Consider the following 13,503-nt stretch of genomic DNA (forward strand, 5'->3'; position numbering starts at 1 on the left):
CGCGGGTGTGTCTTGCGCAAGAGCGCGCTATCAGGTGCGTGCGTCGCCCAGCAGCTTCCACAGGCCAGGGATCAGCAGAGCGGCCAGCGCCAGCTTGATTGCGTCACCCAGCAGGAACGGTGTCAGACCCCATTCCAGGATCGGCTTGTCCCAGCCATACAGCTGACCCAGCCACAGCAGGCCCGGCACATAGATCAGGACATTGGCCAGCACCAGCGCCAGCGCCAGCTTGCCGACCGAACGATCCCAGCCGCGCGCGGCTAGTGCGCCCAGCAGAATGGTCGCCATCAGGTAACCGACCAGATAGCCACCGGTGCCACCCATCATGTAGGTCAGGCCGAATTTTTCGGCCGAGGAACCCGCAAACACGTCAAAGCCCAGAGCACCAACCAGCAGGTAACCCAGCATCGTGATCAGGCCAAGGCGCGCGCCATAGGCGGTGCCGATGGTCAGAACGGCGAATGTGCCCATGGTGATCGGAACCGGCCACATCGGCACTTTGATTTTGGCTGCAACAGCCAGAGCAACGATACCCAGGGCAACCAGAGCCACCTGCTTGACGCGCAGCGCCGTCCCCTCACGCGGGCCAAAAGCATTGGCCAGTACGTTTGCGTTCATCTCATTTCTCCACATTCGGACTTATTTGCACATGCAGCAATGCCCGTTCCGGGCCGTTGCTGCAAGATGATTACGCTATCGCAGCGTGTATTTGGTCTCCATTTCATAGGATTTTCGCGGTCCTGATACAGTCCAGCGGACTGTCCAGCGCGGCCATCCCGAGAAATCATAGTCTGCATCATAGCTGTCCGGCGGGCAATCGTGATGATCCTTGACGCGGGTTTGGCCAAGTTTAAGTGCGTGAAAAAACCGATCATCATCAAAGTGAATGGCGATCCGATCACCGGCGTCGCGCCAAAGGTATCGACGCGTTCCCGTCATTGCAGGCTGCCCCGGAACACGCAGCGTGACCGTCTCATCATAGACCAACCCTTGGGTATCTTGCCGTAGCTCTGCCTTACCCTCGGCCTGAATGATCTGGCCTGCACGCTCGTCCCGGATGAGGCGGCTCAGGTCCCAAACCCCCTGGAAATCATAAATATTTCTGGGCAGGCTCACTTCAAATAGATTCCGTCAGTTGTATTACCTGAATCATCCACAAACCGGATGGTTTCACCGCTTTGCTCAACATCATAACAAGCCCAGAAATCCGAAGGCGGCCAGACCGAGCAATAGCGATCATCACGAACGGCCCATCGTCCCGAACTTGGGCGGCCTGAAAAGTACTGCGTTTGCATATTGCTATCGAAGGTCTGGGTGATCCCCTCGCCATAGTCGAGCTTCTTGCCAGCAAGCGCCATCAGAATCTCATCACCCGTCAGTTGCTGAAACTCGTCGGCGGCCACAAATCCGGGCCAAAGCAATAAAATCAGGGCAAACCGTCTCATCCCAGCACTCGCGCCTTGTTCCTTGGTCAATGCGCGGCTAAACCCCGCGCCAACGCCTCATCCCAATCATAAAAAGGTGCTGCCGCCAATGATTCCCCGCTATTCACGCCCCGACATGGTCGCCATCTGGTCACCCGAGAGCAAGTTCCGCATTTGGTACGAGATCGAGGCGCACGCCTGCGACGCCATGGCCGATCTAGGCGTGATCCCGCGTGAAAACGCCGAGGCCGTGTGGAAAGCCAAGGATGTGGAGTTTGATGTCGCCCGTATCGACGAGATCGAAGCCGTCACCAAACACGACGTCATCGCCTTCCTGACCCATCTGGCCGAACATGTGGGTAGCGAGGAAGCCCGCTTCGTGCATCAGGGCATGACCTCCTCGGACGTGCTGGACACTTGCTTCAATGTGCAACTGACCCGCGCCGCCGACCTGCTGATTGCAGACCTCGAAGGTCTGTTGGCTGCCCTGAAACGCCGCGCGATCGAGCACAAAGACACCGTTCGCATCGGTCGCAGCCACGGTATCCATGCCGAACCCACCACGATGGGCCTGACCTTTGCCCGCTTCTATGCCGAGATGGACCGCAACTTGTCCCGGATGCGCGATGCCCGCGCGGAAATCGCCACCGGAGCGATCAGCGGCGCGGTCGGGACGTTTGCGAATATCGACCCGCAGGTTGAAGAGCATGTCTGCGACAAGCTGGGTCTGGTGCCTGAACCGATCAGCACACAGGTCATTCCCCGCGACCGTCACGCAGCATTCTTCGCCACACTGGGTGTTATCGCCAGCAGCATCGAAAACATCGCTATCGAAATCCGCCACATGCAGCGTACCGAAGTGCTGGAGGGGGCCGAGTTCTTCTCGATGGGGCAGAAAGGCTCATCCGCGATGCCGCACAAGAAGAACCCGGTGCTGACCGAGAACCTGACCGGTCTTGCGCGCATGGTGCGTGCTGCCGTGATCCCGGCGATGGAGAACGTGGCGCTGTGGCACGAGCGCGATATCTCGCATTCCTCGGTCGAACGCATGATCGGGCCGGATGCCACTATCACGCTGGACTTTGCACTCGCGCGATTGACCGGTGTAATCGACAAGATGCTGATCTTCCCCGAGAACATGATCGAGAACATGAACAAGTTCCCTGGTCTTGTCATGAGCCAACGAGTGCTGTTGGCGTTGACCCAAGCCGGTGTAAGCCGCGAGGATGCCTATGCCATGGTTCAGCGCAACGCGCTGAAAGTCTGGGAGCATCGCACCGACTTCAAAGAGGAACTGTTGGCCGACGCCGATGTCACCGCCGCGCTGAGCCCGAAAGAAATCGAAGAGAAATTCGATCTCGGCTACCATACCAAACATGTAGATACGATTTTCGCCCGCGTATTCGGCGAATAATTCAAACTCAAACAGTGCTAAAAACTTGGCCCGGCTTGCTCAATGCAGCCGGGCCTTGTGTCTTTGCCAGATTGGCAAAAATCGGTTAATCTGTTGGCACAGTTTCCGCGAAAGGAAAACTCGATGCTACGAACTGCTCTATGCGCAATTGCTCTTATCTGTGCGGGCACCGCCGGATTTGCCTGTAACGGTAACACCAAGCAAACCCAATCCTGTGCTGAAGGCACAATTTGGGACAGCGAAAGCCAAAGCTGCATGAAAATCGTCAATAGCTGACATTTTTATTTCCTGCTTGTGAATAAAAGCGATCAGTCAATCGTTAGCTTTTTTGAAGATCAAGCTATGATTGTAACAAGTCTCTTTGACAACGGAGTAGGAAAATGCGTCTTGTACTAGCCTCGGCCATCGCTCTTCAGGCCTTTACCTTCGCGCCCATGGCCATTGCTGCGGGTGGTGGGGACAGCAGCCCGCCCAAGCCCACCAACACCACCAAGAAATGCCTGTTTGGCCGCGTTTATGACGAGGCAGCCGGGCGCTGCGTCAAACCCAACAAGACAAATTTCACCGAAGACCAACTGTATGATGCCGTGCGCGAGTTGGCTTACAACGGGCAGTACGAAAATGCTCAGGGCATTCTGCGTATCATGGATCAAGATGATGATCGGGTGCAGACCTATTGGGGGTTCACCTATCGCAAGATGGGTGAGCTGAAACTGGCTGACGCATTTTACCAGAAAGCAATTGAATCCAACCCCGACAACATCCTCGCCCGCAGCTACATGGGTCAGGGATTTGTTACCCAGGGCAAGACCGAGTTGGCCATCGCACAATGGCGCGAGATCAAGGCGCGTGGTGGCGAAGGCACATGGGCTGAGACATCGCTGCGCGAAGCGATCAGAACAGGGCTGACATATAGCTACTGAGTTTCAGGGTTTCTTTACCCGACTCTCTATATTCTGCCTGCAACGCGAATGAGGCATTGCAGGCAGATGCAGGACACGAACCTAATGGTGCAGATGACGCCGGGCACGCAAACCCCGGTCGTTGAACAAGACGATGATGCGCCACGTGTTGTGCCGCGCGCCCTCAGCAACCGAGAGAAAGCCGCGGTTGTGGTTCGGCTGCTGCTGAACGAGGGGGCGGATATCCCGTTGGAAGAGCTTCCCGATTCACTGCAGGAACAACTTACCCACCAACTTGGACAGATGGGGTTGGTTGACCGGGTAACGTTGGCCGCCGTCGCACAGGAATTTGCCGATGCGCTGGATGGCGTAGGGCTTGCATTTCCCCATGGGCTAGCCGGTGCTCTGGACGCGGTGAACGGCAAGATCGCCCCAGCCACCGCCGCCCGGCTGCGCAAGGTAGCTGGCGTGAGGCAGATCGGTGACCCATGGCAGCGTTTGCGCGAAGTACCCTCAGAAGATCTGGCCGAAATGGCCAAAGCTGAAAGCACAGAAGTCGCCGCCGTTATGCTTTCGAAACTCGAAACCGCCAAGGCTGCCCAGTTGTTGGGCCACCTGCCCGGCCCCACAGCGCGACGGATAACTTATGCAGTCTCGAAAACGGCCAACGTGACGCCCGAGGCGGTTGAGCGGATCGGATGGTCCTTGGCCGCTCAGCTGGATCAACGCCCCGAGCCCGCCTTTCGGGATGGGCCGGGTGAGCGTGTGGGCGCGATCCTCAACCAGTCAGCCGCGGCGACGCGTAATGGTTTGCTGACTGCGTTGGACGAAGAAGACGCCGATTTTGCGGATACCGTCCGGCAATCGATCTTCATCTTTTCGCATGTGCCCTCGCGCATCCAACCCCGCGATGTTCCAGCGATTCTGCGCGGTGTGGATCAACCCGTTCTCATCACGGCGTTGGCCGGAGCCAATAGCGACGAAGACCTTGCCACGGTCGAGTTCTTCCTAGCCAACATGTCCTCTCGCATGGCGGACAACTTACGGGAAGAAATGGCCGAACGTGGCAAGGTCAAACAATCCGACAGTGAAGAAGCGATGTCGCAGATCGTTGCAGCCATCCGCGCGCTTTTGGACGAGGGCGCGATCGCACTGGTCGAGGCTGAGGAGAATGCAGAATAGTCCGGCAAGGCGCGACCACTTGTGATCGCACGATGGGGCCTGTATGTCTCGTCGCGCAGTTCACAACGCTCAGGTGTCTCTCCCCATGCCCGTCGAAAAGTCGGAACTAAGCCGATTTGAGCTTGGAAAATACTACGTCGCCAACCTGTTTCTGACCGGCGTAATCCGCGGCATGCGCCTGCTGCCATATGAGCGCCGCATCGGAGCGATGGGCGCGATTGTGCGCTGGCTTGCCCCCATTGTCGGCTTTCGAACCCGCGTGCGCCGCAACCTGAAACTCACCTGCCCAGACCTGCCCGAGGCCGAGGTCAAACGCATCTGCCGCGCCGTGCCTGACAATGCCGGGCGCGCGATCATGGAGCATTTTTCAGCCGACGGTTTCATCGAGCGACAAAGCAAGGCCAAAGTATCGGGCTCGGGTGTCGAAGCATTTGATGCCGCCGTGGCGGAAGGGCGTCCAGTGATGATGATCACTGCGCATTTCGGGCACTATCTGGCCGCGCGGGTCGCGCTGCAGGCGCGTAGCGGTAAACCCATCGGCAGCCTCTATCGCCGCATGGCAAATCCATATTTCAACGACATGTATGTCGAGGCATTCTATCAGACCGGGTCGCCCATGTTCGAACAGGGCCGCCGAGGTATGGTCGAAATGGTCCGTTCACTGAAAAGCGGAGGCATCATTGCCATTGTATCCGACCTGCATGCGCATGGTGGTGAGGAGCTGACCTTTTTCGGCAAACCCGCCGTCACCTCGGTGCTGAACGCGGAACTTGCGATCAAATACAAGGCTGTGCTGATCCCCTGCTATGCAGTGCGCCAACCCAACGGGATCGATTTTGAGATCGTCCTGCACGACCCGGTCCCGCATACTGATGCCAAAACCATGACCCAGTTCACCAATGACGACCTGGAAGCGATGGTGCGTCAGCACATGGGACAATGGTTCTGGATTCATCGGCGCTGGAAGTCCTGGAGGGGACTGGGGGTCCAGCCAAAGGATATGCCCTGATCACTTAACCCGCGCTGCGGCCACGATCGGACCATGGCCACTGCGCTGGATCAGAACAACGGCAGGCAATTCCGATGACAATGTTGCGGTGAAACTCTGCGGTGTTTGGCCATCCCAGCGACCGGCAATCTGCCAATTCTCGACCACGTTTGCATAATCCAGATCATGTCCGGCCAATTCGCCACGCCGGATCGAGGTGCGACGCATCGGCGAATACTGCACAATCCGAACATCATAGGTTTCGTCGTCTGGTAACTCGATCGGAACGACATTCATGGATACTTCGTTCGCGGTACGCGTGGCACTGACCTCGGCCTCCGGCGGCGCAGTCAGGTGTGCATCGACTAGCCGGTTCAGTTCAATTGACTTGGCCCCAACCACATCCTGCTGCCCATTCACAACCATCTGCGGCGTGTAGATCATCGTCCTCCCGCCTTCACGTGCATAGGCGCGCTGACGATCGGTGTGGTCGGGATTGGCGTATTCATCTTTCCAGCCAATGTAGTCCCAATAATCCACATGCAACGCCAGACCGATTACATCATCCCGCTTGGCCAATTCATGCATGATCCGGTCTGCTGGCGGGCAGGACGAGCACCCCTGCGAGGTGAACAGTTCGACCACCACCGGGTCATCCTGCGCCTGAGCCGGGGCAGCAAGAAAGAGTGAAACAAACGCGGTCGCAGCGACTGATCTGAGCATGTTTTCTCTCGATAGAGGATGATTGCCTGAAAGGTTTAAGTCGGAACCGAATAAACTGCCAATCAAGGTTTCTTGAGACCTCAGACACAAGCTTTCGACAAAATGTGTGCAATGGTATACAAAAAACCACCCAAACTGCCCGTTTCACCTTGAAACAACTGGTGTGGTAATGCAGATAACCCTTAGCGAAGCCCGTATTCCAAGTCATTTGAGAGGGAGGCCACAGATGCCCATCAAGGTCGGACAGGACACCGCCAAGACACGCCGCAGCCTGAACGTGAATGGCAAATCCATTTCCTATTATTCGATTCCAGCCGCGCAAGAAGCAGGCTTAGGCGATTTTTCGAATCTGCCTGCCGCGTTGAAAGTGGTTCTGGAAAACATGCTGCGGTTCGAAGATGACGGGTTCTCGGTTTCCGTCGATGACATCAAAGCCTTTGCCGAATGGGGTGCCAACGGTGGCAAGAACCCACGTGAGATTGCCTATCGCCCTGCCCGGGTTCTGATGCAAGACTTTACCGGAGTTCCGGCCGTGGTGGATCTGGCAGCGATGCGCGACGGCATCAAGGGCCTTGGTGGGGACGCGCAAAAGATCAACCCGCTGAACCCGGTCGATCTGGTCATCGACCACTCGGTCATGATTGATGAGTTCGGCAACCCACGCGCGTTTCAGATGAACGTGGACCGCGAATATGAGCGCAACATGGAACGCTATCAGTTCCTGAAATGGGGTCAGAACGCGTTCAACAATTTCCGCGTCGTGCCTCCCGGCACCGGAATCTGCCACCAAGTAAACCTGGAATACCTGGCGCAGACCGTCTGGACAGACACGGACCAAAGCGGCGAAGAAGTCGCTTATCCCGATACACTTGTTGGTACTGACAGCCACACCACCATGGTCAACGGCATGGCCGTTCTGGGTTGGGGCGTTGGCGGAATCGAGGCCGAAGCCGCGATGCTGGGTCAACCGATCTCGATGCTGATCCCCGAGGTTGTGGGTTTTGAACTGACCGGTTCGATGGTCGAAGGCACAACGGGAACTGACCTTGTCCTGAAAGTCGTCGAGATGCTGCGCGAGAAAGGCGTGGTTGGTAAATTCGTTGAGTTCTTCGGCGAAGGTCTGGACCGCTTGCCCTTGGCCGATCGCGCAACCATCGCCAACATGGCCCCCGAATACGGCGCGACCTGTGGTTTCTTCCCGATTGACGGCGAGACCTTGCGCTATATGCGCAATACTGGACGCGACGAAGACCGCATCGCATTGGTCGAGGCCTACGCCAAGGAAAACGGCTTCTGGCGCGATGCCGATTACGCGCCGATCTACACCGACACTCTGTCGCTGGATATGGGCACAATTGTTCCTGCGATCTCGGGCCCGAAACGGCCGCAGGATTATGTCGCACTAACCGACGCCAAGGCCGCATTCACCAAGGAAATGGCCGAGACCTTCAAACGCCCGATGGGCAAACAAATAGAGGTCAAAGGCGAAAACTACGGCATGGAATCGGGCAAAGTCGTGATCGCTTCGATCACCTCCTGCACCAACACGTCGAACCCGTATGTGATGATCGGCGCGGGCCTCGTTGCACGTAAAGCCGCCGCGCTGGGATTGGATCGCAAACCGTGGGTAAAGACCTCATTGGCGCCCGGCTCGCAGGTTGTGTCCGCCTACTTGGAGGCTGCGGGTCTGCAGGAAGATCTGGACAAGATCGGCTTCAACCTAGTTGGCTATGGCTGCACCACCTGTATTGGCAACTCGGGTCCGATCCAAAGGGAAATCAGCGAAGCGATTGCCGAAGGCGATCTTGTTGCCACTTCGGTGCTGTCAGGCAACCGCAACTTTGAAGGCCGCATCTCGCCCGACGTGCGCGCCAACTATCTGGCTTCACCGCCGCTGGTGGTGGTTTATGCTTTGGCTGGTACGTTGGACATCGACCTGACCTCGGAACCGATTGGACAGGATCAGGCCGGCAACGATGTCTACATGAAAGACATCTGGCCGACCCAAAGCGAAATCGCCGAATTGGTTGAGGCAACCGTGACCCGCGAGGCGTTCCAGTCGAAATATGCCGATGTCTTCAAAGGCGACGAGAAATGGCAGGAGGTCGAGGTTCCACAACAGGAAACCTATGATTGGCCACCGACGTCAACCTACATTCAAAACCCTCCCTATTTCCAAGGCATGGGGCCTGAGCCGGGCACAATCTCGAATATCGATGGTGCAAAGGTTCTGCTGATCCTGGGTGACATGATCACCACCGACCATATCTCGCCCGCCGGTTCGTTTGCGACAACGACACCTGCCGGGAAGTATCTGACCGATCGTCAGGTTCAGCCGCGCGAATTCAACTCGTATGGCTCACGCCGTGGCAACCACGAGATCATGATGCGCGGCACCTTCGCCAATATCCGCGTCAAGAACGAGATGCTGGATGGCGTCGAAGGCGGTTATACAAAAGGCCCGGATGGTGAACAAACCTCGGTCTACGAAGCATCGATGGCCTATCAGGAGCAAGGCACCCCGCTGGTCGTCTTTGGCGGCGAACAGTACGGTGCAGGTTCGTCACGTGACTGGGCGGCCAAGGGCACAGCTCTGCTTGGCGTCAAGGCAGTGATCGCCGAGAGTTTTGAGCGCATCCACCGTTCAAACTTGGTGGGCATGGGCGTCATACCGTTCGAATTCACCGATGGTGATACCCGCAAGACACTGGGTCTGAAAGGTGATGAGACCGTATCGATCCACGGGTTGGATTCAGTTGAGCCCTTGCAGGAAGTGCCCTGCACCATCATTTACGGAGATGGTACCGAAAAGACGATCACCCTGAAGTGCCGCATCGATACCGCGCCCGAGATCGAATACATCGAAAACGGCGGTGTGCTGCAATACGTGCTGCGCAATCTCGCAAAAGCGTCATAAATCAGCAGGTTGATATCCAACCTCAGCCCCCGGCCCTGCGCCGGGGGTTTTGTTTTCTGGCCATTTATTCAAAAATCTGAAACTGTTGAGCAAGACAGTCTTCGGAATTTCATCACCATGAAAAAGCCCAACGCCCTATTGGTTTGCTCGCTTAGCGTCATCGCCGTGATCGGGATCTGGGGCGTCGTCGATATCGAAAGCTTGGTGACTTGGGCCAATATCATCGTGCAACAAACCTTCCACAGTCGCGGTTGGTTCGTGATGCTCGCGGCCTCAGGCATGTTGATCGGGTGTTTAGTTCTGGCCTTTTCGCCATATGGCAAAATCCGTCTGGGCCGGGATGATGAAGAGCCCGAGTTCTCGACCGCCACCTGGATCTCAATGCTGTTCTCCGCAGGAATGGGCGTTGGACTGCTGTTCTGGGCGGTCGCCGAGCCCTTGACCCATTTCAACTTCATCTCGGGCATGGCACCCGACTATGTCGCCGCGCAGCAGGCCATGCTGGCAACAAACTTCCATTGGGGCCTGCACGCATGGGCGATTTACGGTTCGACCGCGCTGACCATTGCTTATTTCAGCTTTCGGCGCGGGACAGGCATGATGGTCAGTGCACCGATCAAAAGCCTATTCCCAGGAGAACGCTGGGCCGAGCGGGTCGGGTGGCTGTCGGATTTCATGGCCATTGTTGCAATCTCTATCGGTGTTGGCGGTTCAATGGCCATGGGCGTGTTCCAGGTTGCGGACGGGATTGCGGTTCTGGGTGGCCGGGAAACGGTTGGTGCCCTTCTGATCGGCGTTGTTTTCCTGGCGATGGTCGCAGCCTACATCCCTGCTCTGTTGATCGACCTTGGCCAAGGCATGGCGCGCTTGTCAAATGCGGCAATGCTGATCGCGATCTGCCTTGTGGCCTATACAGTGGTCCTCGGCCCCACCGAGTATCTATTGAATACCGTGGTTCAAGGGTTCGGCGATTACGTCACCAATGTCATCCCTCGGGGCTTTCAGACCTTCACCTTCTTCGGCGATGACGTCACCAAATGGTTCAGCGACTGGACCCTCACCTATATGGTCTGGTGGATCGCCTGGGGACCTTTTGTTGGTGTGTTTGTCGCGCGTATCTCTCGCGGTCGCACGATCCGGGAATTCGTGATCGGAGTACTCTTTGCGCCCACACTGTTCTCGATCCTTTGGTTCGGTGCCTTCGGCGGCATCGGTCTGTTCGAGGCGCTCAACGGTGCCGGAGAACTGCTGGCCTATACGCAAACAAACATCGAGCGTGTGACCTTCGCCCTGCTCGACCGTTTGCCCTTATCGCAGATCACAATACTTGCAACCGTAGCAGCGGCGTTTCTGTTCATCGTAACCAGCGTTGTAAGCGCGGCCTTTGTGCTGGGTACATTCTCGTCCCAGGGGGATGAAAACCCGCCCCCGCGCGTGCGGCTGATCTGGGGTGCATTGCTGGGCTTGTTGAGTGTCGCGATGATCCTGTCGGGTTCGGTGGAATCGGTCAAAGTCCTGATCTCACTCGGGGCGCTGCCCTTTGTGTTCATCTCGGTTCTGCTGATGGTCTGCCTGTTCCGAGGGCTACGAGAAGAGGGGCTGAGCCATGCTGATCGGTGATCTGACGGATACGCTTATGAATCTGACCACTTTTGCATTCATCGGCGCGCTGATCTGGATTTTGGTCCGTAAGTAACGGCTTGAATCCCAGCCGTTTTACCGATTTCCTACGATTATGGACAAAGTCGCATTGATAACCGGCGGTGCACGCGGAATTGGGCGTGCAATCGTCGAAGACCTCAGCCGTGATCACCGCGTCGCGTTTACTTGGTTGTCGAGTAAACCCACGCCCGAGCTACTGGGTGGGGATGTTCTGGCCATACGCTCTGATCTATCTGCGCCCGACCAGCCGGCTAGCGTGATTTCGCAGGTGATCGAGAGGTTTGGACGGCTGGATGTGATCGTCAACAATGCCGGCCTTGTGAAATCTACCCCCAAAGAGGAATTTCGGGCCGAGGACCACCGCGCCATTCTGGATTTGAACCTGCTGGCCCCCGCCGCATTGTTGGCTGCTGCGCTACCACATCTGAAACGCGACGCCTCAATCGTCAGTATCTCATCCATGAACGCGGTCTTACCGCCTCGAGATGCGGTGACCTATGGGGCAAGCAAGGCCGCCCTGAATCTATGGACCCATGCCATGGCAAAGGAGCTTGGGCCAAAGGGGATACGCGTTAATGCAGTCGCGCCGGGTGCGATCAACATCCCCGAAGCGCCCCGGTCTGAGGAGTTGACCGCGCTGTTTATCAAAGAAACCGCTTTAGGTCGCGCGGGAAAGCCCGAGGATATCGCCAAAGTCGTCAGGTTTCTGGCGTCCGATGCCGCATCCTTCATCACTGGTGAGGTTCTGGGCGTCACCGGTGGCTATCGCTTATGAGCCACCTGCGGCTTTCTCAAGCGCTGGGCGGATCGTGCTTTCGATCACCCGCTGAGTGACCGGACCAGCCCAGCGCAGGATGATCGTGCCCTCACCGTCGATCACATAGGTTTCGGGCACACCGTAGACGCCCCAGTCCAGCCCCATTCGGCCCTGTTCATCCCGACCGATACCGGCATAGGGATCGCCCAGTTCAGCAAGAAATCCTTCGGCGTTGTCCAGTTGATCTTTGTAGTTGATACCATAGACGGGGATACCTTCGTCAGACAGAGCCTGCAGATTGGGGTGTTCGACGCGGCATGGTGCACACCAACTGGCCCAGTAGTTGACCAGCTTGACCTCGCCATCACGCAATGTGGCATCATCGAAGCCCGGTTTGCCCGCGAACTCGGTCAGTACAACCGGCGGCGCTGGCTGACCCTCGCGCGCTGAGGGCAAGGCGTTGGGGTCGTCACGGAACATGCCGATGCCCGCGAGCACAGCGAAGGCGCCGAAAATCAGCGGAGGCGCGATCATCAGGGGCGAAATCTTAGCCATTGCGTGACATCCTTTGTTCAACCTTCTCCATCTCGGCCCGTACCTTACGGCCCCGGATCACGCTGAAACCCACCAATGCGATCAGAAGTCCGATTGATACGACATAGGACCACAAGACGGTATCGGCATATTTTCCAAGATCAGGGATCATCCGCTCACCCTTTCACGCGCCATAAGCGCCTTGGTCCGGCGGGCGCGAATTTCTGTGCCCGTACGATAGAAGACCAGCGCAATGAACAGCAGTACAAAGCCGATGATGCAGAGCAGCAGTGGATAGAAGTAGATATTGCTTACCTTCTCCTCAGTATCCGTGCCTGTGATCGCCCCGGCGCGCATCACCGAAGCCCCCTGATGCAGCCCCTGATTCCAGAAGTTCACCGCATACCGGCTGAGGAACGCAAAGACAGAACCCACAAGGCAAAGGACCGAGGTCAGGTCCGCCGCTGTATCCGGATCTTCGATCGCTTCCCAAAGCGCGACATAACCTAGATAGAACAGGAACAGGATCAGGAACGATGTCAGGCGCGGGTCCCAGGCCCACCATGTCCCCCACATGGGCTGCCCCCAGATCGCTCCGGTGGCCAATGCGATCAGCGTCATCACGATGCCAATGGGCGCAGCGGCACGGGCAGCCAGCGCACTGACATGGTGGCGACGCACCAACCAGACCAGCGAAGTTGCCAGCATCATCAGCCAGCAATTGATCGCCATCAACGCGGCGGGCACATGCAAATAGATGATCTTTACGGTCGAGCCTTGCTTGTAGTCATCCGGGGTGAAGAAAAAGCCCCAGATCAATCCGACGACCAGACAAAGACCTGAGCTGATCCAGAAGAACGGAAGGACCCGTTCGCTGGTCGCGAGGAACTTACGCGGGTTGGCGTATTCCCAAAGGGCATTGGCTTTGGCTGCGATTGTCATGGGCTCTATCTAGTCCGAGTCGGCGTGGTTCTCAATTGACCTCAGTCAAGCTTTGTGG

General features: G+C 57.2%; 14 protein-coding genes. 7 read left to right on the forward strand and 7 right to left on the reverse strand.

From position 1 onward, the window contains the following. Positions 1 to 30 precede the first annotated feature (30 nt). The 3 genes from ACR0KC_RS04555 to ACR0KC_RS04565 all read right to left on the reverse strand — a co-directional run bounded on the left by ACR0KC_RS04555 (position 31) and on the right by ACR0KC_RS04565 (position 1,445). The gene (locus tag ACR0KC_RS04555) at positions 31 to 618 is read right to left on the reverse strand and encodes a biotin transporter BioY (RefSeq protein ID WP_010442062.1); all 588 of its coding nucleotides are present in this window, start codon (positions 616 to 618) and stop codon (positions 31 to 33) included. A gap of 75 nt (positions 619 to 693) precedes the next feature. Then, entirely contained in the window at positions 694 to 1,116 is a 423-nt protein-coding gene (locus ACR0KC_RS04560; protein WP_480771538.1) for a DUF6314 family protein, read from the reverse strand. Continuing rightward, a complete protein-coding gene (locus tag ACR0KC_RS04565) occupies positions 1,113 to 1,445 on the reverse strand; it encodes a hypothetical protein (RefSeq protein WP_170396412.1) in 333 nt (110 codons plus the stop codon). Before ACR0KC_RS04565 ends, ACR0KC_RS04560 begins: the two co-directional genes overlap by 4 nt. Before the next feature lie 88 nt (positions 1,446 to 1,533). Between ACR0KC_RS04565 and purB the strand changes: the two genes are divergently transcribed. The 4 genes from purB to ACR0KC_RS04585 all read left to right on the forward strand — a co-directional run bounded on the left by purB (position 1,534) and on the right by ACR0KC_RS04585 (position 5,931). Then, positions 1,534 to 2,838, forward strand: coding sequence for an adenylosuccinate lyase (gene purB / locus ACR0KC_RS04570; RefSeq protein ID WP_170396410.1), 1,305 nt, complete (start codon positions 1,534 to 1,536; stop codon positions 2,836 to 2,838). 380 nt (positions 2,839 to 3,218) lie between these two features. Next, positions 3,219 to 3,761, forward strand: coding sequence for a tetratricopeptide repeat protein (locus tag ACR0KC_RS04575; protein ID WP_170396408.1), 543 nt, complete (start codon positions 3,219 to 3,221; stop codon positions 3,759 to 3,761). 84 nt (positions 3,762 to 3,845) lie between these two features. Continuing rightward, positions 3,846 to 4,922: a FliG C-terminal domain-containing protein gene (locus tag ACR0KC_RS04580; RefSeq protein ID WP_170396958.1), complete on the forward strand. Its 1,077-nt coding sequence runs from the start codon at positions 3,846 to 3,848 to the stop codon at positions 4,920 to 4,922. An 85-nt stretch (positions 4,923 to 5,007) separates the two neighbouring features. Then, the gene (locus ACR0KC_RS04585) at positions 5,008 to 5,931 is read left to right on the forward strand and encodes a lysophospholipid acyltransferase family protein (RefSeq protein WP_170396406.1); all 924 of its coding nucleotides are present in this window, start codon (positions 5,008 to 5,010) and stop codon (positions 5,929 to 5,931) included. Here the strand turns inward: ACR0KC_RS04585 and ACR0KC_RS04590 are convergent, their stop codons facing one another. Continuing rightward, entirely contained in the window at positions 5,932 to 6,633 is a 702-nt protein-coding gene (locus ACR0KC_RS04590; RefSeq protein WP_170663707.1) for a DUF1223 domain-containing protein, read from the reverse strand. A gap of 226 nt (positions 6,634 to 6,859) precedes the next feature. On the opposite strand from ACR0KC_RS04590, the gene acnA reads away from it, so the two are divergent. From acnA to ACR0KC_RS04605, 3 genes are all read left to right on the forward strand, one after another. Next, positions 6,860 to 9,550, forward strand: a complete 2,691-nt coding sequence (gene acnA / locus ACR0KC_RS04595; protein WP_170396402.1) for an aconitate hydratase AcnA — start codon at positions 6,860 to 6,862, stop codon at positions 9,548 to 9,550. A 117-nt stretch (positions 9,551 to 9,667) separates the two neighbouring features. Next, the gene (locus ACR0KC_RS04600) at positions 9,668 to 11,170 is read left to right on the forward strand and encodes a BCCT family transporter (RefSeq protein WP_480705175.1); all 1,503 of its coding nucleotides are present in this window, start codon (positions 9,668 to 9,670) and stop codon (positions 11,168 to 11,170) included. A 115-nt stretch (positions 11,171 to 11,285) separates the two neighbouring features. After that, positions 11,286 to 11,987, forward strand: a complete 702-nt coding sequence (locus tag ACR0KC_RS04605) for an SDR family NAD(P)-dependent oxidoreductase (RefSeq protein ID WP_480705177.1) — start codon at positions 11,286 to 11,288, stop codon at positions 11,985 to 11,987. Here the strand turns inward: ACR0KC_RS04605 and ACR0KC_RS04610 are convergent. The 3 genes from ACR0KC_RS04610 to ACR0KC_RS04620 are packed head-to-tail and all read right to left on the reverse strand — an operon-like array spanning position 11,982 to position 13,445. Next, on the reverse strand, positions 11,982 to 12,524 hold the full coding sequence (locus tag ACR0KC_RS04610; RefSeq protein ID WP_170396396.1) for a DsbE family thiol:disulfide interchange protein: 543 nt from the start codon (positions 12,522 to 12,524) through the stop codon (positions 11,982 to 11,984). The genes ACR0KC_RS04605 and ACR0KC_RS04610 overlap by 6 nt on opposite strands. Then, entirely contained in the window at positions 12,517 to 12,675 is a 159-nt protein-coding gene (gene ccmD / locus ACR0KC_RS04615) for a heme exporter protein CcmD (RefSeq protein WP_010442050.1), read from the reverse strand. The genes ACR0KC_RS04610 and ccmD overlap by 8 nt, the downstream gene beginning before the upstream one ends. Further along, positions 12,672 to 13,445: a heme ABC transporter permease gene (locus ACR0KC_RS04620; RefSeq protein ID WP_170396395.1), complete on the reverse strand. Its 774-nt coding sequence runs from the start codon at positions 13,443 to 13,445 to the stop codon at positions 12,672 to 12,674. The genes ccmD and ACR0KC_RS04620 overlap by 4 nt, the downstream gene beginning before the upstream one ends. Between the last annotated feature and the right edge of the window lie 58 nt (positions 13,446 to 13,503).

Source organism: Ruegeria sp. CF3, from assembly GCF_056537365.1.

Bases quoted from the DNA above. Each gene is read 5' to 3' on its own strand.
- ACR0KC_RS04555 (WP_010442062.1), bottom strand. From the start codon at position 618: ATGAACGCAAACGTACTGGCCAATGCTTTTGGCCCGCGTGAGGGGACG.
- ACR0KC_RS04565 (WP_170396412.1), bottom strand. From the start codon at position 1,445: ATGAGACGGTTTGCCCTGATTTTATTGCTTTGGCCCGGATTTGTGGCC.
- purB (WP_170396410.1), top strand. From the start codon at position 1,534: ATGATTCCCCGCTATTCACGCCCCGACATGGTCGCCATCTGGTCACCC.
- ACR0KC_RS04575 (WP_170396408.1), top strand. From the start codon at position 3,219: ATGCGTCTTGTACTAGCCTCGGCCATCGCTCTTCAGGCCTTTACCTTC.
- ACR0KC_RS04580 (WP_170396958.1), top strand. From the start codon at position 3,846: ATGGTGCAGATGACGCCGGGCACGCAAACCCCGGTCGTTGAACAAGAC.
- ACR0KC_RS04585 (WP_170396406.1), top strand. From the start codon at position 5,008: ATGCCCGTCGAAAAGTCGGAACTAAGCCGATTTGAGCTTGGAAAATAC.
- ACR0KC_RS04590 (WP_170663707.1), bottom strand. From the start codon at position 6,633: ATGCTCAGATCAGTCGCTGCGACCGCGTTTGTTTCACTCTTTCTTGCT.
- acnA (WP_170396402.1), top strand. From the start codon at position 6,860: ATGCCCATCAAGGTCGGACAGGACACCGCCAAGACACGCCGCAGCCTG.
- ACR0KC_RS04600 (WP_480705175.1), top strand. From the start codon at position 9,668: ATGAAAAAGCCCAACGCCCTATTGGTTTGCTCGCTTAGCGTCATCGCC.
- ACR0KC_RS04605 (WP_480705177.1), top strand. From the start codon at position 11,286: ATGGACAAAGTCGCATTGATAACCGGCGGTGCACGCGGAATTGGGCGT.
- ACR0KC_RS04610 (WP_170396396.1), bottom strand. From the start codon at position 12,524: ATGGCTAAGATTTCGCCCCTGATGATCGCGCCTCCGCTGATTTTCGGC.
- ccmD (WP_010442050.1), bottom strand. From the start codon at position 12,675: ATGATCCCTGATCTTGGAAAATATGCCGATACCGTCTTGTGGTCCTAT.
- ACR0KC_RS04620 (WP_170396395.1), bottom strand. From the start codon at position 13,445: ATGACAATCGCAGCCAAAGCCAATGCCCTTTGGGAATACGCCAACCCG.